General features: G+C 43.0%; 25 protein-coding genes and 1 pseudogene. 10 read left to right on the top strand and 16 right to left on the bottom strand.

What is annotated here, in order from left to right; genetic code table 11:
- The first annotated feature begins 300 nt into the window (after positions 1-300).
- From ATY38_RS16100 to ATY38_RS11220, 5 genes are all read left to right on the top strand, one after another.
- Entirely contained in the window at positions 301-456 is a 156-nt protein-coding gene (locus ATY38_RS16100) for a hypothetical protein (RefSeq protein ID WP_158441774.1), read from the top strand.
- A gap of 88 nt (positions 457-544) precedes the next feature.
- Complete coding sequence (locus ATY38_RS11235) at positions 545-757, top strand: hypothetical protein (RefSeq protein WP_062559383.1); 213 nt, start codon at positions 545-547, stop codon at positions 755-757.
- A gap of 636 nt (positions 758-1393) precedes the next feature.
- Complete coding sequence (locus tag ATY38_RS11230) at positions 1394-2308, top strand: hypothetical protein (protein WP_062559382.1); 915 nt, start codon at positions 1394-1396, stop codon at positions 2306-2308.
- Between the two features lie 122 nt (positions 2309-2430).
- On the top strand, positions 2431-2631 hold the full coding sequence (locus tag ATY38_RS11225; RefSeq protein ID WP_062559381.1) for a hypothetical protein: 201 nt from the start codon (positions 2431-2433) through the stop codon (positions 2629-2631).
- A gap of 43 nt (positions 2632-2674) precedes the next feature.
- Entirely contained in the window at positions 2675-3343 is a 669-nt protein-coding gene (locus ATY38_RS11220; protein WP_062559380.1) for an IS1595-like element ISNur1 family transposase, read from the top strand.
- 331 nt (positions 3344-3674) lie between these two features.
- Here ATY38_RS11220 and ATY38_RS11215 read toward each other — a convergent pair whose 3' ends face one another.
- From ATY38_RS11215 to recQ, 4 genes are all read right to left on the bottom strand, one after another.
- The gene (locus ATY38_RS11215; protein WP_062559379.1) at positions 3675-4523 is read right to left on the bottom strand and encodes a GNAT family N-acetyltransferase; all 849 of its coding nucleotides are present in this window, start codon (positions 4521-4523) and stop codon (positions 3675-3677) included.
- 197 nt (positions 4524-4720) lie between these two features.
- A complete protein-coding gene (locus ATY38_RS11210) occupies positions 4721-5002 on the bottom strand; it encodes a high-potential iron-sulfur protein (RefSeq protein ID WP_062559378.1) in 282 nt (93 codons plus the stop codon).
- A 674-nt stretch (positions 5003-5676) separates the two neighbouring features.
- Positions 5677-5859: a hypothetical protein gene (locus ATY38_RS11205; protein ID WP_062559377.1), complete on the bottom strand. Its 183-nt coding sequence runs from the start codon at positions 5857-5859 to the stop codon at positions 5677-5679.
- A gap of 132 nt (positions 5860-5991) precedes the next feature.
- Positions 5992-7791: a DNA helicase RecQ gene (recQ, locus tag ATY38_RS11200; protein ID WP_062559376.1), complete on the bottom strand. Its 1800-nt coding sequence runs from the start codon at positions 7789-7791 to the stop codon at positions 5992-5994.
- Between the two features lie 273 nt (positions 7792-8064).
- On the opposite strand from recQ, the gene glnA reads away from it, so the two are divergent.
- From glnA to ATY38_RS11185, 3 genes are all read left to right on the top strand, one after another.
- Positions 8065-9474 (top strand): type I glutamate--ammonia ligase, encoded by a 1410-nt coding sequence (gene glnA, locus ATY38_RS11195; RefSeq protein ID WP_062559375.1) that lies wholly within the window; start codon positions 8065-8067, stop codon positions 9472-9474.
- 197 nt (positions 9475-9671) lie between these two features.
- Entirely contained in the window at positions 9672-10121 is a 450-nt protein-coding gene (locus ATY38_RS11190) for a DUF4124 domain-containing protein (protein ID WP_062560185.1), read from the top strand.
- Entirely contained in the window at positions 10121-10570 is a 450-nt protein-coding gene (locus tag ATY38_RS11185) for a DUF4124 domain-containing protein (RefSeq protein ID WP_062559374.1), read from the top strand. Before ATY38_RS11190 ends, ATY38_RS11185 begins: the two co-directional genes overlap by 1 nt.
- Before the next feature lie 96 nt (positions 10571-10666).
- On the opposite strand, the gene xth is transcribed toward ATY38_RS11185, so the two are convergent.
- The 4 genes from xth to ATY38_RS11165 form a co-directional block, all read right to left on the bottom strand.
- Entirely contained in the window at positions 10667-11446 is a 780-nt protein-coding gene (xth, locus tag ATY38_RS11180; protein ID WP_062560184.1) for an exodeoxyribonuclease III, read from the bottom strand.
- 70 nt (positions 11447-11516) lie between these two features.
- Positions 11517-13445 (bottom strand): DNA repair helicase YoaA, encoded by a 1929-nt coding sequence (locus ATY38_RS11175; protein WP_062559373.1) that lies wholly within the window; start codon positions 13443-13445, stop codon positions 11517-11519.
- A gap of 189 nt (positions 13446-13634) precedes the next feature.
- The gene (locus ATY38_RS11170) at positions 13635-13940 is read right to left on the bottom strand and encodes an RnfH family protein (RefSeq protein ID WP_062559372.1); all 306 of its coding nucleotides are present in this window, start codon (positions 13938-13940) and stop codon (positions 13635-13637) included.
- Positions 13937-14374, bottom strand: coding sequence for a type II toxin-antitoxin system RatA family toxin (locus ATY38_RS11165; protein ID WP_062559371.1), 438 nt, complete (start codon positions 14372-14374; stop codon positions 13937-13939). Before ATY38_RS11165 ends, ATY38_RS11170 begins: the two co-directional genes overlap by 4 nt.
- Positions 14375-14462: 88 nt before the next feature.
- On the opposite strand from ATY38_RS11165, the gene smpB reads away from it, so the two are divergent.
- Entirely contained in the window at positions 14463-14906 is a 444-nt protein-coding gene (gene smpB / locus ATY38_RS11160; protein ID WP_062559370.1) for an SsrA-binding protein SmpB, read from the top strand.
- Between the two features lie 54 nt (positions 14907-14960).
- Positions 14961-15974, top strand: a complete 1014-nt coding sequence (locus ATY38_RS11155) for a COX15/CtaA family protein (RefSeq protein ID WP_062559369.1) — start codon at positions 14961-14963, stop codon at positions 15972-15974.
- A 66-nt stretch (positions 15975-16040) separates the two neighbouring features.
- Here the strand turns inward: ATY38_RS11155 and ATY38_RS11150 are convergent, their stop codons facing one another.
- The 8 genes and pseudogenes from ATY38_RS11150 to ATY38_RS11120 all read right to left on the bottom strand — a co-directional run bounded on the left by ATY38_RS11150 (position 16041) and on the right by ATY38_RS11120 (position 23087).
- Positions 16041-17240: an acetyl-CoA C-acyltransferase gene (locus tag ATY38_RS11150; protein ID WP_062559368.1), complete on the bottom strand. Its 1200-nt coding sequence runs from the start codon at positions 17238-17240 to the stop codon at positions 16041-16043.
- A 23-nt stretch (positions 17241-17263) separates the two neighbouring features.
- On the bottom strand, positions 17264-19792 hold the full coding sequence (locus tag ATY38_RS11145) for a 3-hydroxyacyl-CoA dehydrogenase/enoyl-CoA hydratase family protein (protein ID WP_062559367.1): 2529 nt from the start codon (positions 19790-19792) through the stop codon (positions 17264-17266).
- A 180-nt stretch (positions 19793-19972) separates the two neighbouring features.
- A complete protein-coding gene (locus tag ATY38_RS11140; RefSeq protein ID WP_062559366.1) occupies positions 19973-20326 on the bottom strand; it encodes an arsenate reductase family protein in 354 nt (117 codons plus the stop codon).
- Between the two features lie 3 nt (positions 20327-20329).
- Positions 20330-20668, bottom strand: a complete 339-nt coding sequence (locus ATY38_RS11135; RefSeq protein WP_062560183.1) for a cupin domain-containing protein — start codon at positions 20666-20668, stop codon at positions 20330-20332.
- 272 nt (positions 20669-20940) lie between these two features.
- Positions 20941-21080: pseudogene (locus tag ATY38_RS17065) on the bottom strand (IS5/IS1182 family transposase); the annotation flags it as partial.
- Between the two features lie 45 nt (positions 21081-21125).
- Positions 21126-21545 carry a hypothetical protein gene (locus ATY38_RS11130; RefSeq protein WP_062559365.1) on the bottom strand — a complete coding sequence of 140 codons (420 nt, stop codon included), beginning with the start codon at positions 21543-21545 and terminating at the stop codon, positions 21126-21128.
- 1 nt (position 21546) lies between these two features.
- Positions 21547-22074, bottom strand: coding sequence for a hypothetical protein (locus ATY38_RS11125; protein ID WP_062559364.1), 528 nt, complete (start codon positions 22072-22074; stop codon positions 21547-21549).
- A gap of 197 nt (positions 22075-22271) precedes the next feature.
- Positions 22272-23087: a peptidoglycan-binding protein gene (locus tag ATY38_RS11120; RefSeq protein WP_062559363.1), complete on the bottom strand. Its 816-nt coding sequence runs from the start codon at positions 23085-23087 to the stop codon at positions 22272-22274.
- Between the last annotated feature and the right edge of the window lie 133 nt (positions 23088-23220).

Raw genomic sequence — 23220 nt, 5'->3', positions numbered from 1 at the left:
AATAAAGATGTATATATTTATTTTTCATTCTGTGTAAGTTCTTTGTCGTAGATTTTCCAGAATGTGTCTACAGTTTCGTTTCCGAATGAAAAGTATATATTCATTTGAAAATTTCAAGCCCCTCTTGAGTTTCTTGTTGCCCGTATTCCAATCCCTTTTAATCTGATTTTTTAAATTTTATTCGTAAGCACGGATTCCCACATTAAAAAACAGTCTTGAAATATTTCAAAGTTAGCAAACGCACATATATTTTTAGGAGAAATTATTAAGATAAATTCCCCGTTGAAAAAGGAGGACTTTATGTTAACCCGAGACACTATCTTTGAGTTCGAATTTACTGATTCTAATTCTTATTTTGATAACCCAGCACTTCTCTATGATGTACCTCCACTCGAAGTACATACCGAAGAAATTTTTAATTCCTTTGGCGGTATATATCATATTGAAGAAGGATAAATTTATTTAACAAAAAAATGCGGAATATTTATCAAAGTTAATGTAATAAATGTTTCTTATGTTATTAATTTACCAGGAGAATATAAATATGAAAAACAATAAAGACGTTAGTAATAGTACGAAAATATTAGTAGAAAAAAATAATTATGTTTCAGACTTGCCGATGGTTGGATCGATGAATTTTATGCCTTCCGGGTTTCCACAGAAAAAATATTATAAAAATAGTAATTTCTCTAAAACGAAAAATATTAGCCATTTTTACGGAAAATACCAGCCTTTCATAAAATACATTCCTTCATAAGAAACTACGATGAGAACAGGAGGTAAGAAAAGGAATCTCCTTCTAAATTATCCTCTATGGATCTAACAAGAACCTGGAAGAGATTGGGAAGCTAAAAATTTTATCACTTAGATATTCTAAGCCATCTAACAAGACACTAACGAATTATCAAAAGAAAGACAAAGATAATGCACTCCCCTTCGGCGGGCTTTTATTTTATTTTCCAAATTGTTTGGTAAAAAAGCTTCACTGATAAACTGGATTTGAGTTCTCGGCCCACTTAATAACCTGTTTTATTAGATTTTTCATATTAAGAATAACCAAAAAACAAATACAAAATGACAGAATCTTGCAAATTACCACAATTTCGACAGATAAAGAAAAAAGAGAATGGCCATTTTCCGATGCCGTATTATGTAACGCCTTTATTTAAAAAAGAATTATCTCCATCTATTATTAAATAGAGCGTAAATTGTTTAAGAATAACCAGATTTGAAATGAAACCTGCTGGACGGTAAATTTTTAACAAATAACTATTAGGTTGCAACTGTAAGGAAACAGATTGAATTTGTTTTAGATAAAAGATGGGAATCGCACATACGCTTAAAAGCAATTTGTGTATCTTCGTATTTCCTCCACGTTAACTAAGGATTAAAAATGTATTCTAGTACAAATAATGAAATTCCCATACCTACAACAACTTACACTGGTTGGTCAATTAATTGGGGCGCAATTTTTGCCAGTCTGGTTTTTATATATGCTTTAAGTTGGTTATTATTCACATTGAGCTCGGCGATTGGTTTAAGTATCGTAGAAATTCCCAATCCTCATGATACTGATGTCAAATCCGAATCCTTAACATTAAGTATTACTTTATATGCTTGGTTAATAGGAACCATTTTGATTACTTACTTTTGCGGTGGATTGCTTGTAGGTAAACTTTCAGGCAATGCTGATCAAGGCACATTGATGCTACACGGTCTGGTTATGTGGTCGTGCACAATTCTTATCGCGATTTTATTAGGAGCAATGGGAGTGAATAGCTTTCTGAGTTCTGCTACTAGCGCCGTTAAAACAACAGCTACAATCGGAGCGGAGCTGCCAAACATTACTTCATCAGGCAATAAACAGCTACCTTCATCTTTTCAACCTTTGATAAGTTCTTTAAAACAGGAAATTAAAAAAGGTGGCTCTCAAGACGATACGAATTCATCTCAGCAAGATGATAATTCAAATTCAAAAAGTCAACATGCTTCAGATTCAATTGATCCCCAGGCTTTACGTTTAATGGCTTTTGCTTTAATTCAAGGTGATGAAAAACAAGCCAAGGAAATTATTGCGAGCAGTACTGATCTGGATGAAAAACAAGTCGATGAATTGGTAAATTCAGTTAAATCTAAAGCCGATAAAATAGGTAAAGATATTGAGAAAAAGGCAAATGAAGTCCGGCAGTATGCAAGTGGAATTCTGTGGCTAACTTTTATAAGTTATATAGTCGCATTATTTGCAAGCATTCTCGGTGCTCGATGGGGATCAAAAGAATTATCTCATTCTATTTATCAAACTAAATAGTCAAAATATCATTTTTTCCTCCGCAGCATTTGTTGCGGAGATTATTGATAAAAAGAAAATTATTCCTATAAGAGTTTTTTGTTTTCTTTTTTATTAACTAGCTATACCTATGGAGTAATTTAATGGAAATCAAATATAAAGGGTTCAGTATTATTAGCAATGCCGAATGTGATGAGAATTCAGGTCGTTGGAATGGGAGGTTCAGGATTCTTGATGAGAAAGGTGTGGTTGCTTATGAAAGTTTTACTGAACCCAGATCTAATCAAAATGAAGCATACGATGCTGCTAAACATTCAGCATATGAGTGGGTCGATGCGCAATAATTAAGGCTCTAGACTAGCAGAACTAAACTACTAGTCTAGTAAGATGTTAAGAAACAGAAAATTAAGTGATTATTGGATTAAAAAAATAATTGAATGCTTTTGCATTGATATCCCAGCCAGCAAAGCGGCTCTGCTACTGGGTAAAAATCGTAACACGATTAATCGTTGGTATGGCATTTTCAGGCAAGTAATTTATCATCATCAGACTGCCCTTAAGAACAAATTGTTAGGCAGAGTGGAAGTTGATGAAAGGAATGATGGCGGGAAACGGCAACGTGGTTATCATGGCAAACTCAAGCGCGGTCGCGGCACATTAAAACAGCCTGTATTTGGTGTGTTTGAGCGAGATGGCAGGGTGTATACCGAAATAGTGCCAGACTGTAAGCGATTGACTTTACATGAGGTAATACTAGGTAGAGTATCGATTGAAAGTGTTATTTATAGTGACGGCTGGCGTGGTTATAATGGTTTGGCAGATGTAGGCTATTCCAGGCATTTTCGTGTATCGCATGGTGACAATGAATTTGCTCGAGATGGACATTGCCATATTAACGGTATTGAGTCGTTCCGGAGTTTTACCAAGCGACGACTCGCAAAGTTTAACGGTGTATCAGTAAACTTTGAACTGCATTTAAAAGAATCTGAATGGCGATGGAAAAAACAATCGAATGAGCTTGCTAATCAACTTTGGCAACTCATCAGATATTATTAACTCCGTTAGTCTAGAGCCTTGATAATTATGTGTATTACATACCGAAGACTATAGCTCATTAATTTCGTTAGGCACCGAAGTATTCTGATTTTCAGGAAATCCAGAGTTTCATAAAATGAAGAGATGAAATGGAGGATGAAGGCTTTTAAGATATTCTGGAGTTCTTCGGCAAGGCTGAGCAATCCTGCTTTGTATTTGATAACTGGATTGTTACTATGGTAGCAGGAGTGTTACCTTCATTTATGTTTGATTTTAGGTTTCAATACCTACATCAAACTCGGTAACGCTTTCAATTTCAAGCGCTCTGTACAATTAGATCAAACAATAAAGATCAACCCAGTTCAAAACTGGTGATGCCATACATCCGCTCAAAATCTAGTGTTGGCATATATTTGGTATACATTCTCGATGTTTCAAAAACAATCTGTAAATCATGGCGTTTAACTAATGCACGCGCATGAGGATTGTTCTCACAAATATCCAAGAATACCGATTGGTTTTCCTCTACAGCAGCAAGTAATCCCAACCATAAAGTCTCAGCTAATAATGGATTATCCGCAAATAACGGGGCAATTTTATACCCTATGCGACAAGGACGAATTACTCCATATGCGACAATCCGATTATTCCGAATAATCCCTAAAGCAATGCTATCAGGCTGAGTGAGCCATAACTTTAGAAATTTAGTCCTATCAGCAGGGAAAAATGCTGAATCATACAAACATATTTGCGCAAAAGGAATATTTGCAAGTTCAATCAATTCCGGATTACATGAAAACTGTCCGCCTGTTAATCCTTGATAGCGAATATTACGATATGCTGCCTGAAAGCCGGACTTTATATAGTTATCCTGTTGTGCAACTACTCCATCCAGGCCGATATTGCATCCTTTGAGATAATTAAGTCCAGCATGCCAAAGCCTAAGACCATATTGTTGCCCACGATATGGTTCTTTAACAATATAAAGTCCCATAAACCCAAACGAATCGCTGTATTTAACCGCTGATAAGCAGGCAATAGGTTGACCGTTAAGTAGGCCTATGAAGAAACCATTCCTATCCGCAGCATAAAAACAATCTCTATCGTGTAAACCAGGATTCCAACCTTCAGTAGTAGCCAATTCGATAGCAAAATCGATCTCATTTTGCATCATTGGTCGGATAATATATTCGCTGTCCATTAAATTCTTTTATATCTGCGGAATAAATATTTAGTGAGGCGGTGTCCAGTACACCGCTAAATATGCCTATCCTCTTTAATCTCTTTAGGTTTAATTCCCCGCCCCTTGAGACGAAGGCTGATTAGATTGAAGAATGCAGTAATACCCCGCTGCTTGCGGCGGGGGTGCTTCATTTTATATTTTGAACCTTTCAATCTTTATTTTTTGGTATATGCAACACACCAGCCTTGGGGATTAATACTGCCTTCAACAACTTTACATCCCCCTTGAGCTTCTGGCGTTTTACCGGGAATAAACTGCACGCAATTATTGCATTGTTCTTTGTCGTTTGGCTCATCCCGATATTGCATTGATTCTTTGGAAGCTTTAGACGCATGTACGTAATTCATTACGATACTGAAAAGAGGGATGGTGGCACCCAGTGCCATAAATTTCATTATTCTGCGTCGTGAGAATTTTTTCCGAAAATGACTCATCATAGTATCCTCCTTCGAATAGGTTATCATGGATATTCTCTTAAATAATAATCAAAACACAAGGTTCAGATCTATAAGGATATATCTACTTAAAATAAATTGTCTGTACGGCAGCAAACATTAATAAAAATACAGCTTCGATTTGCGTTTCATTTTTTACAGACTTTCTCATATTCAATTGCTGGAAAAAACATGAATTCACGCTGGGTTTCTCTTTTGTAAAAGATTCAAAAAGCGTTCAACACTATTAAGTCTGACAGGATGTCACTCTCAGCAGTACCCTCTTAGCTTAGCAGGCGCGAGCTTTGGGCTTGAGTATATAAAAATGCGTGATGGATAGTGATGATGCAGTGGAGTGAACGCACTCATGCGCTTTCATGTTTGCTTTGCGCTCTTCATTCATGCCCATGAAGTCAAGACTAAATTCATCCGGCGTGAGTACGAGGATGCAAATCTGTTTTGCAAAACTTACATAAAAGTAATTCGACCCGGAAATGGATCAATAGGTGAAATGATGTCATCTCATTAGATTCATAGGGAATTGACAAATATTTATCTTCCGTAATCTCAAGATTACTCGAGAACTTGAGATGGGAAAATAGTGCAGAAAAAAACCGCCTCTTCGGGCGGTTTTTTTCTCATTCTAATGAAATTATTTTGGTACTAAAATTCGGGGATCAATGTCCAGGTTTGCTGGTACCACCGAAAGGACGTGGATCTTGCCCTTCTTTGAGGCAGTTACCATTCCCATCTATTCCAAATTGACAGTCATCGACACTAGCATTTGGATCACCCATATCGGCATTTGAACAAGCGGTTAAAAAAACCAGTAGTGCTACAGTAAAAATTGACAGTTTCATCGCTTAATTTCCTTATTTAGATTTACCATATTTGTTTTGAGGGTTTGAGTATATAACAGAACAGAAAAAATTTCCAAGTACTTGGCTATCAACACCACTCACTGATGCCATATCAGCGGATGCTTTACCTTCTTAGCCGCCGCGCAGTATTTGCATCAAATAAACGCCATATTTGTCGAGTTTACGCACACCAACACCTGTCACTTGACTCAATTCATCTTCCGTTTGCGGGCATAAACGCACCAATTCATGCAGCGTGGCATCATGAAAAATCACATAAGCCGGAACACCGTGCTCTTTGGCTGTCTTTGCCCGCCATGACCGCAATTGCTCCCATAAATAGCGCTCGGCTGAGTCCAAGGGGGTTAAATCATCGCGATTGCGCTTTTTAGATAATTGTTCGGTTCTGGTTTGTTGACGTAAATACACGTTCTGCTGCCCTTTAAGTACAGCACGACTAGCTTCAGTAAGATGCAAAGCACCATGACCTTCACTGTCCGGCGTCAGCAAACCGAGCGCAACAATTTGGCGAAATATCGCACGCCAGGTTTTTTCAGGCATATTTTTCCCGATCCCAAACGTACTGATTCTGTCATGATGCCATTCTTTTACCCGGTCGGTCAGGTTGCCGCGCAAAACGTCAATTAAATGACCTGCGCCGAAAATCTGCCCCGTACGATAAACGCACGACATTGCCTTTTGCACTTCCACCGTGGCATCCCAAACTTTAGGTGGATTTAAGCAAATATCGCAATTTCCACATCCCTCCGTGTCAACTCTCTCACCGAAATAGCTTAGCAAGCGAATACGGCGACAAGTAGTCGTTTCGCATAATGACAACATGGCTTCCAGTTTGCGTGCAGCTCCTTGTTTAAATTTGAACTGCGCCTCGGATTCTTCAATCATCCGCCGCTGCTGAATAACATCGCCAAGACCATACGCCATCCAGGCGTTGGCTGCTTGCCCATCGCGGCCAGCGCGGCCGGTTTCCTGATAATAACCCTCGATGCTCTTCGGTAAATCCAGATGCGCGACAAAACGCACATCGGGTTTATCGATCCCCATACCGAACGCAATTGTAGCAACCATGATGATGCTCTCTTCGCGTAAAAATTTTTCCTGATTCACGTTTCGCTGCTGCATACTCATGCCGGCATGATAGGCCACAGCATTCAAACCCTGCTTCACCAGCCAAAGGGTGATTTCTTCCACCTTTTTGCGCGACAGGCAATACACAATCCCGGCATCCGACGGGTGTTCCGCTTGAATGAAAGCCAGTAACTGAGAACGACTGTTAGTTTTATCGATAATCTGATAACGAATGTTTGGGCGATCAAAGCTTGAAACAAATACCTTGGCTAAATCCAATCCAAGCCGCTCCATGATTTCTCTACGCGTATCCATATCGGCGGTTGCTGTTAATGCAATACGCGGAACTGCAGGAAAACGTTCGTGTAAAATTGATAATTGAATGTATTCCGGACGGAAATCATGTCCCCATTGCGAAACACAGTGCGCTTCATCAATCGCAAACAGCGCAATCGGAATACGTGCAATCAGATTCAGAAACCGCGCAGTCAACAAGCGCTCAGGCGCCACATACAGCAAATCATATTCATCCGCTAAAAGCTTCTGCTCAACTAGAATAGCTTCTTGTTGGGATAGTGAAGAATTCAGCACTGCGGCGCGCACCCCAATTTCGTGCAATGCAGTGACTTGATTGTGCATCAAAGCAATGAGCGGAGACACGACAATAGCAACGCCATTGCGTAATAAAGCGGGAATTTGATAACACAATGACTTGCCACCACCGGTTGGCATCAACACCAGACAATCGCCTCCACCGGCAAGGTGTGCAATGACTTCCGCTTGCTGCCCGCGAAAAGCCGGATAACCAAAAATTTCCTTCAATATATTAAGTGCTTCGGACATTCCAAGTAGAATTATTGCAAATTCCTGCTGATTAACCGGATCACGGCATTATTGTAATTTACATTGTCTGCAAATTACTTTTTTAAGAATCATAAAGACTTTCATGATACTACACCGGGATGGGTGCCCAGCTACTAGTAAGTTTATTTTCATTCAGTCGGTTTGATAACGATTGTTAATGCCGTTTCAAATTATTCATGCGGTTGTGCTGGTATAATTCTAGAAAGGTGTCTTTATTTATAAAATTTGTGAAGTTAGTTTGGAGAAATGAATATGGTGGTAGCTGATGTTCTGAAATTAATTCAAGACAATGAAGTTAAATTTGTTGATTTGCGTTTTACCGATACCAATGGAAAAGAACATCATGTCACCCTGCCCGCCCATAACTTTGATGCAGATAAGTTTGACGATGGCCATCCTTTTGACGGTTCATCGATAGGGGGTTGGAAAGGAATTCAAGCATCCGATATGTTATTGATCCCTGATCCCGATACCGCGAATATGGATCCATTCATGGATGAACCCACGTTACTGCTTACTTGTGATGTGGTCGAGCCTGCCGATGGCAAAGGTTATAGTCGTGACCCGCGTTCATTAGCCCGGCGCGGAGAGATTTACCTAAAATCAACAGGTATCGGGGACGTGGCTTATTTCGGACCGGAACCTGAGTTTTTTATATTCGATTCGGTACGCTGGCATACCGGTATGTCCGGTTGTTCGGTCAAAATAGAATCCGAAGAGGCAGCCTGGAGCTCGTCAATCAAGTATGAAAGCGGTAATATCGGTCATCGTCCTGCTGTCAAAGGCGGTTACTTCCCGGTACCTCCCATAGATTCATTGCAAGATATCCGCTCTGCCATGTGCCTGACCCTAGAAGAAATGGGGGTGGGTGTCGAAGTTCATCATCATGAAGTGGCTACCGCAGGTCAATGTGAAATAGGCACACGCTTTAACAGTCTGGTGAAGCGCGCGGACTGGAATCAGATCCTTAAATACGTCATTCATAATGTCGCGCATTCTTACGGCAAGACAGCAACTTTTATGCCCAAGCCGATCGTGGGTGACAATGGTTCCGGCATGCATGTGCATCAGTCAATCTGGAAAGACGGTAAGAATTTATTCTCCGGCAATGGTTATGCGGGATTATCCGAAATCGCCTTGTATTATATCGGTGGTATCCTCAAACACGCCAAAGCGCTTAATGCCATCTGCAATCCCAGCACCAACTCCTATAAAAGATTAGTCGCCGGATTTGAAGCACCGGTCAATCTGGCTTATTCGGCCAGCAATCGATCAGCCGCAATTCGTATTCCTCATACCAGTAGCCCTAAAGGACGACGCATTGAAGTTCGTTTTCCCGATCCAACCGCAAATCCATACCTGGCATTCACTGCGTTAATGATGGCTGGTTTGGATGGCATCCAAAATAAAATACATCCCGGCGACCCGATGGATAAAAATCTTTATGACCTGCCGCCAGAAGAGGCTGCCAAGGTGCCTAATGCCTGCGCTTCGTTGGATGAAGCTTTGGAATGCCTGGATAAAGATCGGGATTTTTTGATTCGTGGCGGCGTATTCTCCAATGATTTGATCGATGCGTACATTCAGTTGAAGATGGATGAAGTCAAATTATTACGTACCATTACACATCCGATTGAATTCGATTTGTATTACAGCTTATAATTTTCACTATTCAGAAACTGAGCAAACTGAATATACCAAGCAATATTAATTACTTATAGGATAACGTCTATAACCCGACACCGATTAAGTCGTGCAATAAAGAGGAATTGGCAGTTCTTTTTTTGCTTTTCGATAAAGAAAATTTTGATAAACTAATCAGGCAGTTGATACTGCCATCAATATTCTTTCAGCAAAATATGAAAACTATAACATTCTTGATTTTATTGATCTTTATGTTGCCAATGGGCTTCCCGCAAGCAATAGCCGGTTCCGAGATATATAAGTATGTCGATAAGGATGGCAATATTACCTTCACTAATCGTCGCGTCTCTAATGCGGAAAAGATTTCCATTGCCTCGTTTTCGAGAAACACAAAATCCAGTCAGTCAAAACCAAGTTCAGAATTAAATCTTCCGCGCGTAAACGATACAACACAAAAAAGCCGTGATGCCATGCGCCGTGAGATTCTACAAAAAGAACTCATTGCCGAAGAAAAACTCTTTTCTGAAACACGGGATTTCTTGGACGAGATATCCAACAAGCCTGAGTTTAAGAATAATTCTCAGGAAAAGACTGTACAGCTAAAAAATAAATTACTTCTGCACCAAAGAAATGTTGCGGCATTAAAAAAAGAATTAGGTCGATAATGCCAAGAAATTACTTCTTGCTCATTACATTAGCACTATTTTTTAGCTTATCTTATGCCGGCGTCTATAAGCATATTGATGAGAATGGCAACGTAACCTATTCGAATATTCCTTCCAACGACTCCAGACGCATTGATTTACCGCCGATTATTGTCGTTCCACCTGTAGATACCGGTGAAGTTGAAGATCGAATTACGAAGCGCAGAGAGTCCATGAAACTTAGAGAGCAGCGCGAACAACTGCAAAATAAAATTGCCGAGGAAGAAGCGCAGCTTAATGAAGTAAAAAGCGAGTATAAAGATGGCATGCCGGACCGCTTGGGCAGTGAACGCAATTACCAAAGATACCTTAACCGGGTAGAACGGCTGCGAGAGGAAATCAGTGCACGTGAGAAAAACCTGGAATTAATGAAAAACGACTTGGGTAAAATGCCTGAAAAAATCAGATAGGAGATTATGCTTTAGCCGTTCACGTCTCAATTGCTTCGGGAATGAGTCAAATAAAGCCCCTCACCGCAAGACAGCGAGAATTTAAACCCGGAAAGATTAAATATCCAGTGAGCAAGCCAGCTCCACCAAAACGGGTGCATGATCCGAAGGACGATCAAGCTTGCGCATCGTTTTATCAATCGTACACGTCATACATGCGCTGCAAAGTTCCTCGCTGAGGAGTATGTGATCAATCCGCAATCCCTGATTTCGACGAAACGCCATCATCCGGTAATCCCACCATGTATAGGATTTCTCAGGTTGCTCAAACAAGCGGAAGCTATCAGTCAAACCTAAATTGAGCATATTTCCGAAAGCAGAACGCTCGGGGCCGCTACATAACACTTTTCCTTTCCAAAGTTCGGCATCATAGACATCCCGATCCTCCGGTGCGATATTAAAATCGCCCAATACTGCCAATCTCTTATAATCTATCAGTTCCTGCTTCAGCCATTGAGTAAAAGCTGGCAACCAACGTAGTTTATATTCATATTTTTCCGACTCAACATTCTCCCCATTAGGCACATAGGCGCAAATCACACGCAAATCCCCATAAGTTGCTGCGATTACCCTTTTCTGTTCATCAGCCAAGCCGGGTATTGCAGTAACTATATTGCTTCCTTGCCTTTTACTAAGCATCGCCACACCGTTATAAGTTTTTTGCCCGGAGAAGACGGATTCATAGCCTGCAGCTTTTATTTCATTGATCGGAAAATTTTCATTGATTAATTTTATTTCCTGCAGACATAACACATCGGGTTGATGTTCTACCAGCCAGTCAATTACCTGTGGAAGACGTACTTTGAGAGAATTAACATTCCATGTTGCTAATTTCATAACCATAAATTATTTATACCATAGCCCTATTGGCAATAGATAATGAAACATCACTATCATCGCAGTTCCTTTAATCAGTACAAAAAAAGCGCTCGACTTCTGCCAAATCCCGAGTACGCTTCATGGGAGGCAGACTTTGCCATATCTGCCTGCCATAAGCTTTTGTTGTCAAACGCGGATCACAAATCATCAAGACACCGCGGTCTGTTTCATCCCGGATCAATCGCCCGGCTCCTTGCTTCAAATTTATAACTGCGCGAGGCAATTGATATTGCATAAACGCATTGCCACCTTCATTATTAATTTTATCAATTCGCGCTGATAAAACCGGATCGTCCGGAGGCGCAAACGGCAATTTATCAATGATAACCAGTGACAACGCTTCCCCTCGCACATCGACCCCTTCCCAGAAAGATTGACTGCCAACCAGAATCGCATTATCCAATTTGCGGAAACGCTCCAACAGATATGAGCGCGAGCCCTGGCCCTGAAGTAACAACGGAAAAGAGCTGAAATCATCAGAATTCTGTAATAACTCATAAATCCGTTGCATCGCACGTAAACTGGTACAGAGGAAAAAAGCGCGTCCGCGGCTGGCACGTAATACCGGCAATGCCGATTGAACAACCTGGTCAATATAATTTTTATGATGCGGCTCCGGCAAGCCTATCGGTACATAAAGCAGCGCCTGCGCAGAAAAATCAAATGGACTATCCCAGCAAGCGGTTTGCGCAGTATTCAATCCCATTTCATTATTGTAATGAGAGAAATCCTTTTTAACCGACAAAGTTGCTGAAGTAAAAATCCAGGCACGTGGCGATGTCATCATTTGTTTTTGAAAGATTTCGGCAATTGATAGTGGCGTTGCATTAAGCTGCAGGGCATGATGATAAACTTCAATCCACCGCACATGATCCCGCATTTCTGTTTCACTACGCCAGCGCTGAATCAGGTACAAATGATTGGTGGCCCGTTGACGGCAATTTTCCAATCCTTCAGATCGCTCTGATTGACTCTCCAGTTGCTTTACCAAGGCAAGCAACTGTTCCAGCAACTTATCCAGCGCAACATTGAAATCCGAGTGTTGATTGATTGCTGACAAAGATAACCGCGTGTTGTCTTCCGTGATGGTTAAACGCAAATCGCGTGCAGCTTTTTCCATCGCGGCAATAGCTTCCGGCAGCGGCACAAAGTCCCCAGCCGCATGAATCGCTTCCACTCTGGCATCCCGTACAAGATCCAGCAATTGCCCGGTACTGATCGATTCGCCAAAAAACAGGCTGGCCGTTTCCGGTAATTGATGCGCCTCATCAAAAATGACCGTATTACAGGCGGGCAGCAATTCCGACAAGCCCTCATCGCGCAGCATGACATCCGCAAAAAACAAATGATGATTCACCACCACGATATCCGCCGCTAATGCTTGTTTGCGCGCTTCCATCACGAAGCATTTTTTATAGCTGGGACACTCGGAACCCAAGCAGTTATCCCGGGTTGAAGTTACATGCTGCCAAATGGCAGCCGTTTCGGGTACTTCATTAAGACCGCTTTTATCGCCACTGTTACTGATATTCGCATACCGTTCTATTTTCTGTAGATACTGGATCTCGTCGCGATTAACAAAGCTCAGCTGTGTATCCTGCAAACTTCTTTCCAAGTGATAATGGCAAATATAATTTGCACGCCCTTTTAACAATGCAATCGTAACCGGTATTTTAAGCGCCGCACGCACTGTTGGAATATCACGATTAAACAACTGGTCTTGCAGCGTTTTTGTTCCAGTGGAAATGATCACTTTACCCCCTGCCAACAAAGCCGACACCAAATAGGCAAAAGTTTTGCCGGTTCCGGTACCTGCTTCAGCCACCAGAACTTGATTTTTGGTTATTGTCGCTGCAATGGTCTGCGCCATTTCCAATTGCTGCGAACGCGCACGATACCCCTTGATGTGATTGGAAAGAATGCCATCGGATGAGAAAATGGAATCAATATCAAGCATATAATCAGATCTGCCGGAATTCCAAGGCTATGCGCGTATCACAATGGAGTGGAAATGATATCTTCAGATAAGGCTACGCTAATTAGGATAAGGCATTGAGAGTTCAGGATAATAAGAAACACGGTGTGTAATTTCCGGAAAGAATGAAAGCGAGAAAATCATCCCCAAAAAACGGTTATTGAGTAATGATCATGACTTACGATTTTCTGAGCCCAAGGAACGTTTAGCGCGTATTCTTCTGATTTCCTTGGGATCAATAACCAGCGGCCGGTAAATTTCGATTCTGTCGCGTGACTGCAATGATGTATGCGGTCCAACCAATTTTCCAAAAATGCCCAGCTTATTTTTTGCCGGATCTATTTCGGGAAATTGCTCCAAAAATCCCGAAAGCGCTAGGGCCTCACCCACCGTACAATTATCCGGTACAGTCATTTTTTTCAAAACCTGAATATTTGGAAGGGCATAGACGATTTCAACCTGAATCACTGTAGTCATCGTTTGCCGTAGATTACTTCCGCCCGCTCAATAAAGGATTCCACAAAGCTATTTGCGATCATATGAAATACCGGACCCACAAGCTTTTCCAGGATTTTATTTGAAAAAGTATAATGCAAACGAAATTTTATTTTGCACGCATTATCGGATAATGGAATAAACTGCCAATAACCATCCAAGTGCTCAAAAGGACCATCCAGCAGGCTCATTTCAATCAAATCGGGCGGAAAGCGCTTGTTCTTGGTGGTAAAGCTATGCTGGATATGATGATAATTGATCTTGACTGTCGCATGCGTGGTTACTTCATCCTGAGGATCCACCGAGGTACCGCCGCACCACGGAAGGAAATCCGGATATTCCTTGACATTATCAACTAATGCAAACATTTGCTCAGCTGAATATTCAACCAAAACTGATTTTTCTATTTCTGCCATAAAAGTAAATCAACTCACATCGATGAGGAACACCGAAAAACTGATAAAATATGCTTAATTTTAGTCATTCCCACTGCTTAATCCCTGTATGAGTATAGTACAAAATAAAAAAGCTTTTCACGATTATTTCATCGAGGAAAAGTACGAAGCAGGCTTGGCACTGGAAGGGTGGGAAGTTAAATCCATACGCGATGGCCGGGTTCAGCTGAAAGAAGCTTATGTCATTATTCGGAACAGCGCATTATATCTCATTGGCAGTCATATCAGCCCGCTTAAGACAGCGTCAACGCACATTAATCCTGATCCGGTACGTACCCGTAAGTTGCTGCTGCACGCAGAACAAATCAGACGGCTTATCGGCAAAGTCGAACGCGCCGGATATACACTGGTTCCATTGGATATGCATTATAAGACAGGCAGGATCAAGCTGGAAATAGGCTTGGCCAAAGGCAAAAAGCAGCATGATAAGCGCGAATCCGAGAAGCAAAAAGAGTGGGAACGCACTAAACAACGCTTGATGCGTGACAAGTAAAACAATTCATCATTATCTACCGACTTAATTTTATTCAATAATTTTTTTACGACTATGCAAAAACCTATTGCGATCTGGTTACTTATTTGTTGTGCCATGGTATTTGCCATGATAGTAGTTGGTGGCGTTACGCGATTGACCGATTCAGGGCTCTCAATTGTCGAATGGCAACCTATCGTGGGCACCATGCCCCCGGTCACACAGGAAGACTGGGACGTATTGCTCGAGAAATACCGCGCTACACCGCAGTATCAGAAAATCAATAAAGGCATGAGTGTCGATGAATTTAAAAATATCTTTTGGTGGGAATACTTTCACCGCCTGCTGGGTCGGCTTATCGGAATAGTATTTTTTGTCCCTTTTGTTTATTTTCTGGTTAAAAAAAGAATCGACCGATCTTTAGGAATCAAGTTGACCGGCATATTTATACTGGGGGGGTTGCAGGGGTTGATGGGATGGTACATGGTCATGAGCGGTTTGGTTAACGATCCGCATGTCAGCCAGTATCGGCTTACCGCGCATCTTGGGTTGGCTTTTGTGATTTTCGCCGCGATGTTTTGGGTTGCTCTGGGCCTGCTTACTCCGCAAAGCGAGCACCCCAAACCCGATGAAAAAATTCAAAGTTTGCGCAGATTCTCTTATAGCCTCACCTCATTGATCTTTATCATGATTCTTTCCGGAGGATTTGTTGCCGGTATTCGTGCTGGCTTGGCTTACAATACATTCCCGCTCATGAACGGATATTTGATTCCGCCAGACCTTTTTATTCTGGAACCCTGGTATCGAAATTTCTTTGACAACATCACTACCGTCCAATTCGACCACCGACTGATTGCGTGGCTATTGGCTTTTTTAGTGCCGCTTTTTTGGTTTAAAACACGCAAAGTCGAACTATCCGGCACTACACGTCTTGCTTGCAATCTTTTCTTGTTGATGCTGGCAGTACAGATCAGCCTGGGTATCACAACTTTATTGCAGGTGGTTCCGATTCATCTGGCAGCGTCTCATCAAGGGGGCGCAGTGCTGCTATTTGCGGCATCGCTATGGGTAAGCCATCGCTTCCGGTAGTACAGAAAAAAGCCGGGCAAATTTAATTGACCGGCTTTTTTAGTATCAATAGAACATAAAATTCTGTCAAAGCGCCTCAAACACACCTGCCGCACCCATTCCACTTCCAATGCACATGGTTACCATGCCGTATTTTTGTTTATGACGCCGCAATCCGTGCAGCAATGTAGCCACCCGAATTGAGCCGGTGGCTCCCAGCGGATGCCCTAATGCAATTGCGCCGCCCAAAGGGTTCACTTTATTGCGATCCAATCCCAGATCGCGAATCACTGCAAGGCTTTGCGCCGCGAATGCCTCATTTAGCTCGATCCAATCCAAATCATCCTGCTTGATGCCGGTTTGTGCGAGTACTTTGGGAATCGCTTTGATCGGGCCGATACCCATAATTTCAGGCGGCACACCGGCTACCGAAAATCCAATAAATCGCCCGATCGGGGACAGATTGAAACGTTGCATCGCAGCTTCGCTCATTAAAACCACCGCGCCGGCACCGTCTGACATTTGCGAGCTATTTCCTGCAGTTACCGAGCCTTTGGCAGCAAAAACCGGTTTCAACTTCGCCAATGCATCCAGGCTGGTGTCGGCACGGGGTCCTTCGTCAGTATCTTTGATGACAACTTTCTCACGCACATGGTGCGTAACTAGATCGGGGCGTTTCTCATCCACCGGATAAGGTGCAATCTCCTGCTGGAATTCGCCGGATTGGATAGCTTTGATAGCCCGCTGATGACTGGTCAGAGCAAACTCATCCTGATCTTCGCGCGACACTTTCCATTGTTCGGCCACTTTTTCTGCGGTCATACCCATCCCGTAAGCGATCGCCACATTTTCTTCATGCTCAAACATCATCGGATTCATGGAAACTTTGTTACCCATCATCGGCACCATGCTCATGCTTTCGGTACCTCCCGCAATCATCACGTCGGCTTCTCCGAGGCGAATGCGATCCGCAGCCAGAGCTACCGATTGCAGGCCCGATGCGCAAAAGCGATTGATTGTCATACCCGCCACATTATCGGGCAAACCCGCCAATAACAATCCCACACGCGCCACATTGATGCCTTGTTCCGCTTCCGGCATGGCACATCCGACAATCACATCATCAATTGCCTTCGGATCCAGTCCTTCGCATTGCTTCATCACCGCACGCAGCACATGCACCAGCATGTCGTCGGGGCGTACATTCTTGAACATGCCGCGCGGCGCTTTTCCCACCGGAGTACGTACAGCAGCTACAATATAGGCTTCTTGAGTTTGCTTGGTCATAGAATTCTCCGTGAATCGTGATATCAGTTTCTAAGTGGCTTGCCGGTTTTCAGTGTGTGCTCGATGCGCGTCTGGGTTTTTGCGGTTGCCAGCAACTCCATAAAGGCTGTTCGTTCCAATTCCAAAAACCAATTTTCATCGACCAGACTGCCGGGTGTTAAATCACCTCCACACATGACATGCGCTACCTTATTCGCAATCAGATCGTCATGTTCGGAAATAAAACCGCCCGCGCGCAAATTAACCAACTGGCTTTGAATCGTTGCAATGCCCGTGTTACCCGCCACGGGAATTTCCCGCATGCGCAATGGCGGGCGATAGCCAGACTCGGCTAATGCCAGCGCCTGTGCCTTGGCCACGTACAATAATTCAAAACGATGCATCACGATGGTATCGGCCCGACGCAAATAACCGAGATCCTTGGCTTGCTCCGCGCTTTTCGCCAATTCCGCCATTGCCACGGTTTGAAAATAGTGTTTGAGCGATGGGAAAGGATCGCCGTCTTTGGCATTTTGCGCCGCGCGCATGGCAAACTCCTTGCATCCGCCACCCGCAGGTAATAGCCCAACACCCGTCTCCACCAAACCAATATAACTTTCCAGCGTTGCCACCGCACGGTCGCAGTGCATGACAAATTCGCATCCGCCACCCAATGCCAAGCCATCCACGGCCGCAACCGTCGGAATCATCGAATAGCGCAACGCTTGTGAAGTTTGTTGAAACTGCTTGATCATTCCTTCCACTTCTGCCAGTTTCTTAGCCATCAGCACATCGGCAAGATCCAGTTCCCGTGCCACTTGCAGCACCGTAGCCTGGGCGGATTTCTTGAATTTTTTGAGGAATGATTGAAATGCACTCGGCGGCTGCGGTGGTGCAGGCGGCGCACTGCCCTGCTCCGCATTCGGTTTAGGCCGCTCCGTGGCCTTCTGTAAATTAGCTCCGGCAGAAAACGGCGGCTCTGTTTGCCAGATCACCAGGGCGCGCCAATCTTTTTCAGCTTCCTTAATTGCGTGCTGGACTCCTTCCAGTACGTCAATGCCAATCGTGTGCATTTTGCTCTTAAAACTGAGTATGGCAATGCCATCACCGTTATGCCACATTCTCACGGCATCGGTTTCAAATATGGTTTTTCCATATACCACTTCTTCACCGATTAATCGATCAGGAAACAATTGGCGTTGATACACCGGCAGTGCGGAACGCGGTTGCAGTTCCCCGGATGCAGGAGAAAAAGAACCCTGTGCAGCATGCACGCTTTTTTTGTCGCTTGCGGCAATCGTCATTACCCATTGTGGTAAAGGCGCTTGACTCATACTTTTCCCAGCAGAGATATCTTCCTGAATCCAATTGGCAATTTGCTTCCATCCTGCTGCCTGCCAGATCTCAAATGGCCCTTGATTCCAACCAAACCCCCAGCGCACTGCCAGATCGAGATCGCGCGCATTATCCGCAATGGCTTCCAGTTGTACTGCGCAGTAATGAAACAAATCACGGAATATGGACCACAAAAACTGTGCTTGCGGCTGCTGGCTATTGCGCAACGCAGCAAATTTTTCTGCGGGATTGCTGTGTTTCAACAGTTGTTTCAATTCATCATCCACTTCAGCCGCGGACAAACGATAGGTTTGCGATGGCAGATCAAATACATGAATTTCATTTTTTATTTTCTGATAAACGCCACGCTTGACCTTCTCACCCAGCGCACCGGTTTCGATTAAACCTTGCAGCCAATCCGGCACAGCAAAATAACGATGCCAGGGATCATCCGGCAACGTATCGCGCATGGTATTGATGACATGCGCCAAAGTATCCAAACCGACCACATCCGCGGTACGGAACGTTGCGCTTTTGGGACGCCCAATCAAGGAACCCGTCAGCGCATCGACCAGATCGAATCCAAAATTAAATTCCCGGCCATGATGCATGGTCGCTAGCAACGAAAACACGCCGATGCGATTGGCGATGAAATTGGGGGTGTCTTTGGCGCGTATCACGCCTTTGCCCAGATAAGTCACCAGAAATTCTTCCAGATGATCAAGCATTGCCACATCGCTGGATTGACAAGGAATCAATTCGACCAGATGCATATAGCGCGGCGGATTAAAAAAATGTATGCCGCAAAAACGATGGCGTAATGCTTCCGGAAAAGCTTCGGCCAGCTGATTGATCGATAATCCCGAGGTATTACTGGCAAAAATCGTATGCTCCCCCAAATAAGGCGCAACCTTGACATACAGATCGCGCTTCCAATCCATACGCTCGGCGATCGCTTCAATCACCAAATCGCAATCTTTGAGCTGTTCCAGATGTTGATCGTAATTGGCCGCTTGGATGCAGGTGGCTTTGGTTTTGATCGATAGCGGTGCGGGCTCCTGCTTTTTAAGTTTCTCCACCGCCTTGATCACATTGGTATTGGGATTGTCCGCATCACCCGGCAACTCAAACAACAATGTTTCGATATTGGCATTGACCAGATGCGCCGCAATCTGCGCGCCCATCACGCCAGCGCCCAGTACCGCAGCTTTCCGTACTAAAAAACGTTGATCTCTCAATTTCGCCTCCTGCTTGATCCGGTTATGGAAATGGAATAAGACACTGTTTGTATCGATCGTGGCTCAAAGAGTACAAGCATGAGACCTAAAGCGCAAGCTTGTTTGTTGTCTGAAATCCAGGATACCGCCCGCGTACTCTGCACTGTCGGCTTATGAACGTAGAAACCGCAATTGAAAAAATCAACCCCAGATATCCGCAAACTTCTCCGCGTTAAACCCCACGGTTGCACGCTGCCCATCGGTAATCAGCGGTCTTTTGATCAAACGGCCATTACCCGCAAGCAACGTGAGTATTTCCTTGTCAGATAAGGCAGGCAATTGTGCCTTGATTTTTAGTTCGCGGTACTGCACCCCGCTGGTATTAAAAAGTTTGTTCAATGAAACATTGGCGCATGCAACAATCCCGGCCAGTTCTTCCGCGGTTGGTGGATTTTCGGTGATATCAACAAATTCGTAGCTAATTCCGGCTTGCTGTAAACATTGCTCCGCCTTGCGGCAGGTATCGCATTTTTTATAACCGTAAAATTTGAGCATGATCTATTCGCCGCCTTTCGGGCCCCAAAAAACTACCCAGGTAGAAAAATCCGCTGAGAAATTCTCAAAACGATGCTCGACATGCGCTGCGACAAAAAATACCATACCGGGCTCAAATGAATGACGTTCACCCGCTACCACAATCTCGCCATGACCGGAATGGATGAAATACAACTCGTCCTGATCATGCGGTGTTTGTATATCCGTACCCTTGGGCGCATAAACTTCCACCGACATGGTGCCGTGCGCAAACGCCAGCGTAAAAGGCTCGCCCATCGGCCATTCCGCGCTGGCCTGGCCGGGTATGCGTTGCATCAGATCAATGAATGTCCCTTTCAGCATTCGTGTCACTTTTGTTTTATTAAATGCCTTCATTATTCAATAGAGAGAATGGATTGTAACGTCTTAGAAAACTGGGTGAAGTACGCTCATGATTGAGAAAAGCAATATCGCCACAATTATGAAAACTTCACATAAATCACTCCCCATGAATTACTTGACAAATTCTCACTTGTCACCGAATGCGTCATATCAAAATATCAATGACATCTCTATTATTGCGCAGACTGCAGTTTCTGCGACCGGAAAAATAACCAAATAATGGCTAGCAGTCATTGTTTCAGATTCCAAGCGGCGGCGCAGCCATCAGCAGGAGCAGGTTGATGCGATCGCCCATAGCGCCTTTCAGGTAATTTCTCACCATTCGATATTCCGACTTCAGGTATCCGATAATGAGCTCAATCGCCGCGCATCTCGCTAAAACGAATACGAATGAAATCCTAATTTTTACAAGATGACACTATGTTAAGTTTATCTGCCATGGTAAAGCAGAATCGTATTTTTCCTTTTCACCATTTACAGATATATGACAATGCTTGATATGAGGATTTACTCCTTCATATGGGCGCCATTCCCACGGTTTAAATGTTGAACTAATTATTTTTCTATTATAAATTATATACTTAACTCTTGAATCTTTACTGGAAACTAGCGAATCAACTAATCTTTGTGCATCACATCCATGCATCGGATCATGTGTTACGTCTAATGCAGTTACTACCCCAATTCCATTCTCGACTATCCATGGATTATGATCAGATTTTCGTGATGCATGCGCTGCATCGCCGATAGTTCCGTCACTAGAAACGCTACGATTAGGTGCAATCTGATTGATTTGCTCCCTTAATATCTTAAGGCTATCTGCCACTCTCCATGCCATTTTATTTCCCCTTTTCCTCGTCTATATCGTAACACTCGTTTGAAGTTATGCACTCTCGCCCCAGGTTCAAATCTTCATACACTTCATTACGCTGTTGATCCACGGTTTCTTTGCTATCTGATTGTGGACTATATCTCTGCTTGATCTGAGAAAATACAGTTGGCCAACCCAATCCAATCATCACTGCTGCTTGAATCGAGGCTTGAAATAAGCCTACTTGATTCCCTAAGAAACCAACTATTGAAGCTGAAATAAACCACAAAGACCATTCTATCAACGCACCCTTCTCTGTAAAGTTTTCTAATTTCCGCACTGTCCCAATTTGATTCAATTTAATCGAATAATCAACTATCTTAACTAAAATACCTATTACCCCGCACCCGAAAACAAAAAACCAAAATTCAGAATCACTTAGACGTGCAATACCATTATTATTCATAGCATCCTCGAGAGGAATATCTGTACCCTCAGCTATAGCATTCTTACAACAAACTAAGAGCATTAAAAATATCAAGATTCTTAATTTCATTATTCCCTCACAATTATCAGTTAATTAATAAATCAGTCAAATTTGTTAACTTGCTACTTATTCAATGATTCTATTGACTTCTATAATTCAATTTTAGTCTCCTAGATCCGAGCATAAAAAACTGCAGTCAACTTAAAAGTGCTAAGTGCTGTATTAAGTTTAATGAGATCTATTCGAATCCGAATTTCATAAATATGCTAAGTTATATCAGGTATTTCTTTTTGCCCAATATTGTATGCTTCAGAAAAACGATCAAGACCATGACTCCCGCCATTAACAAGTTTCCGGGCTGCGCGTAGATCCCCTTCCAATAGCTCTTTCTTAATTCGCAGTTCTTTTTCTTTTAAAAAAGCAGCAAGAATTCTGGCGGCAATTTCAGAGTCATTGGCAAGTTCGGGCTTTTCTATCAGCTTATTTCCCAGTCCGATTTTTTCACCTATTACTTTATAGTTATGACGACCAGTCAACTGGATGAAGCCGCGGCCTTTGTATTTCTCTCCATCCGGTTTTCCAGTATTACCCAGGTCTGCACGGTTATCATACAAATCAAAAGGGTACCCACTGGGTGATGTATTGTATTTCGACTTATATTCGTTAATCGGCTCAAAGCCCGCGGTCTCTGCACGAATCGTCGCCAAAGCCATAAGAACCATCGGTTTATCACTTAAATCCGCAGCTAACAGCTCATCCAATACCGGAGGCAAATGCTTTTTAATATTCCCGATCGGTGCATCCGGAAATATATGCGAAACGCGCTCCACCGTGACCTCGGCAATACTGAGCGAGCGGCCTGGCTCTATAGATATTTCAGGTATATTCAGTGCAGCCGACGTTCGCCTTCCGGCAATACCATCCGCCAGCAAACCTTTACTCAACTGAAAAGCACGAACCGCGGCTTCTGTTCCACCACCGTATTCACCGTCCTGATCACCTGGATTAAAACCTATTTCAAGTAAACGCTTTTGCAGCACTTTTACTTCGTTGCCTATAGAGCCTCTTTTTAATATGGTCATAGTTTATTAATTAAGTTATGAATAATAATCCGTTGAAGACCGAATCGTGAGTTAATTTATTAAGTTAAAACTGGGTCTTCGATAAGCCTGGAGCAAGTAACAAGATACACTTACATCCGTCACGAGCTTATCA

Source organism: Nitrosomonas ureae (genome assembly GCF_001455205.1).
Taxonomy (GTDB): Bacteria; Pseudomonadota; Gammaproteobacteria; order Burkholderiales; family Nitrosomonadaceae; genus Nitrosomonas; species Nitrosomonas ureae.
Note: the sequence above shows the minus strand (reverse complement) of the source record. Positions and strands in the feature narration are given on the sequence as shown.

Coding starts and splice junctions, on each gene's coding strand:
- ATY38_RS11155 (WP_062559369.1), top strand. CDS start 14,961: ATGCAAAAACCTATTGCGATCTGGTTACTTATTTGTTGTGCCATGGTA.
- ATY38_RS11215 (WP_062559379.1), bottom strand. CDS start 4,523: ATGGACAGCGAATATATTATCCGACCAATGATGCAAAATGAGATCGAT.
- ATY38_RS11130 (WP_062559365.1), bottom strand. CDS start 21,545: ATGGCATGGAGAGTGGCAGATAGCCTTAAGATATTAAGGGAGCAAATC.
- ATY38_RS11220 (WP_062559380.1), top strand. CDS start 2,675: ATGTTAAGAAACAGAAAATTAAGTGATTATTGGATTAAAAAAATAATT.
- ATY38_RS11150 (WP_062559368.1), bottom strand. CDS start 17,240: ATGACCAAGCAAACTCAAGAAGCCTATATTGTAGCTGCTGTACGTACT.
- ATY38_RS11235 (WP_062559383.1), top strand. CDS start 545: ATGAAAAACAATAAAGACGTTAGTAATAGTACGAAAATATTAGTAGAA.
- ATY38_RS11190 (WP_062560185.1), top strand. CDS start 9,672: ATGAAAACTATAACATTCTTGATTTTATTGATCTTTATGTTGCCAATG.
- xth (WP_062560184.1), bottom strand. CDS start 11,446: ATGAAATTAGCAACATGGAATGTTAATTCTCTCAAAGTACGTCTTCCA.
- ATY38_RS11230 (WP_062559382.1), top strand. CDS start 1,394: ATGTATTCTAGTACAAATAATGAAATTCCCATACCTACAACAACTTAC.
- ATY38_RS11170 (WP_062559372.1), bottom strand. CDS start 13,940: ATGACTACAGTGATTCAGGTTGAAATCGTCTATGCCCTTCCAAATATT.
- ATY38_RS11205 (WP_062559377.1), bottom strand. CDS start 5,859: ATGAAACTGTCAATTTTTACTGTAGCACTACTGGTTTTTTTAACCGCT.
- ATY38_RS11140 (WP_062559366.1), bottom strand. CDS start 20,326: ATGCTCAAATTTTACGGTTATAAAAAATGCGATACCTGCCGCAAGGCG.
- ATY38_RS11210 (WP_062559378.1), bottom strand. CDS start 5,002: ATGATGAGTCATTTTCGGAAAAAATTCTCACGACGCAGAATAATGAAA.
- ATY38_RS11135 (WP_062560183.1), bottom strand. CDS start 20,668: ATGCTGAAAGGGACATTCATTGATCTGATGCAACGCATACCCGGCCAG.
- ATY38_RS11125 (WP_062559364.1), bottom strand. CDS start 22,074: ATGAAATTAAGAATCTTGATATTTTTAATGCTCTTAGTTTGTTGTAAG.
- ATY38_RS11185 (WP_062559374.1), top strand. CDS start 10,121: ATGCCAAGAAATTACTTCTTGCTCATTACATTAGCACTATTTTTTAGC.
- recQ (WP_062559376.1), bottom strand. CDS start 7,791: ATGTCCGAAGCACTTAATATATTGAAGGAAATTTTTGGTTATCCGGCT.
- ATY38_RS16100 (WP_158441774.1), top strand. CDS start 301: ATGTTAACCCGAGACACTATCTTTGAGTTCGAATTTACTGATTCTAAT.
- ATY38_RS11225 (WP_062559381.1), top strand. CDS start 2,431: ATGGAAATCAAATATAAAGGGTTCAGTATTATTAGCAATGCCGAATGT.
- ATY38_RS11175 (WP_062559373.1), bottom strand. CDS start 13,445: ATGCTTGATATTGATTCCATTTTCTCATCCGATGGCATTCTTTCCAAT.
- smpB (WP_062559370.1), top strand. CDS start 14,463: ATGAGTATAGTACAAAATAAAAAAGCTTTTCACGATTATTTCATCGAG.
- ATY38_RS11120 (WP_062559363.1), bottom strand. CDS start 23,087: ATGACCATATTAAAAAGAGGCTCTATAGGCAACGAAGTAAAAGTGCTG.
- glnA (WP_062559375.1), top strand. CDS start 8,065: ATGGTGGTAGCTGATGTTCTGAAATTAATTCAAGACAATGAAGTTAAA.
- ATY38_RS11165 (WP_062559371.1), bottom strand. CDS start 14,374: ATGGCAGAAATAGAAAAATCAGTTTTGGTTGAATATTCAGCTGAGCAA.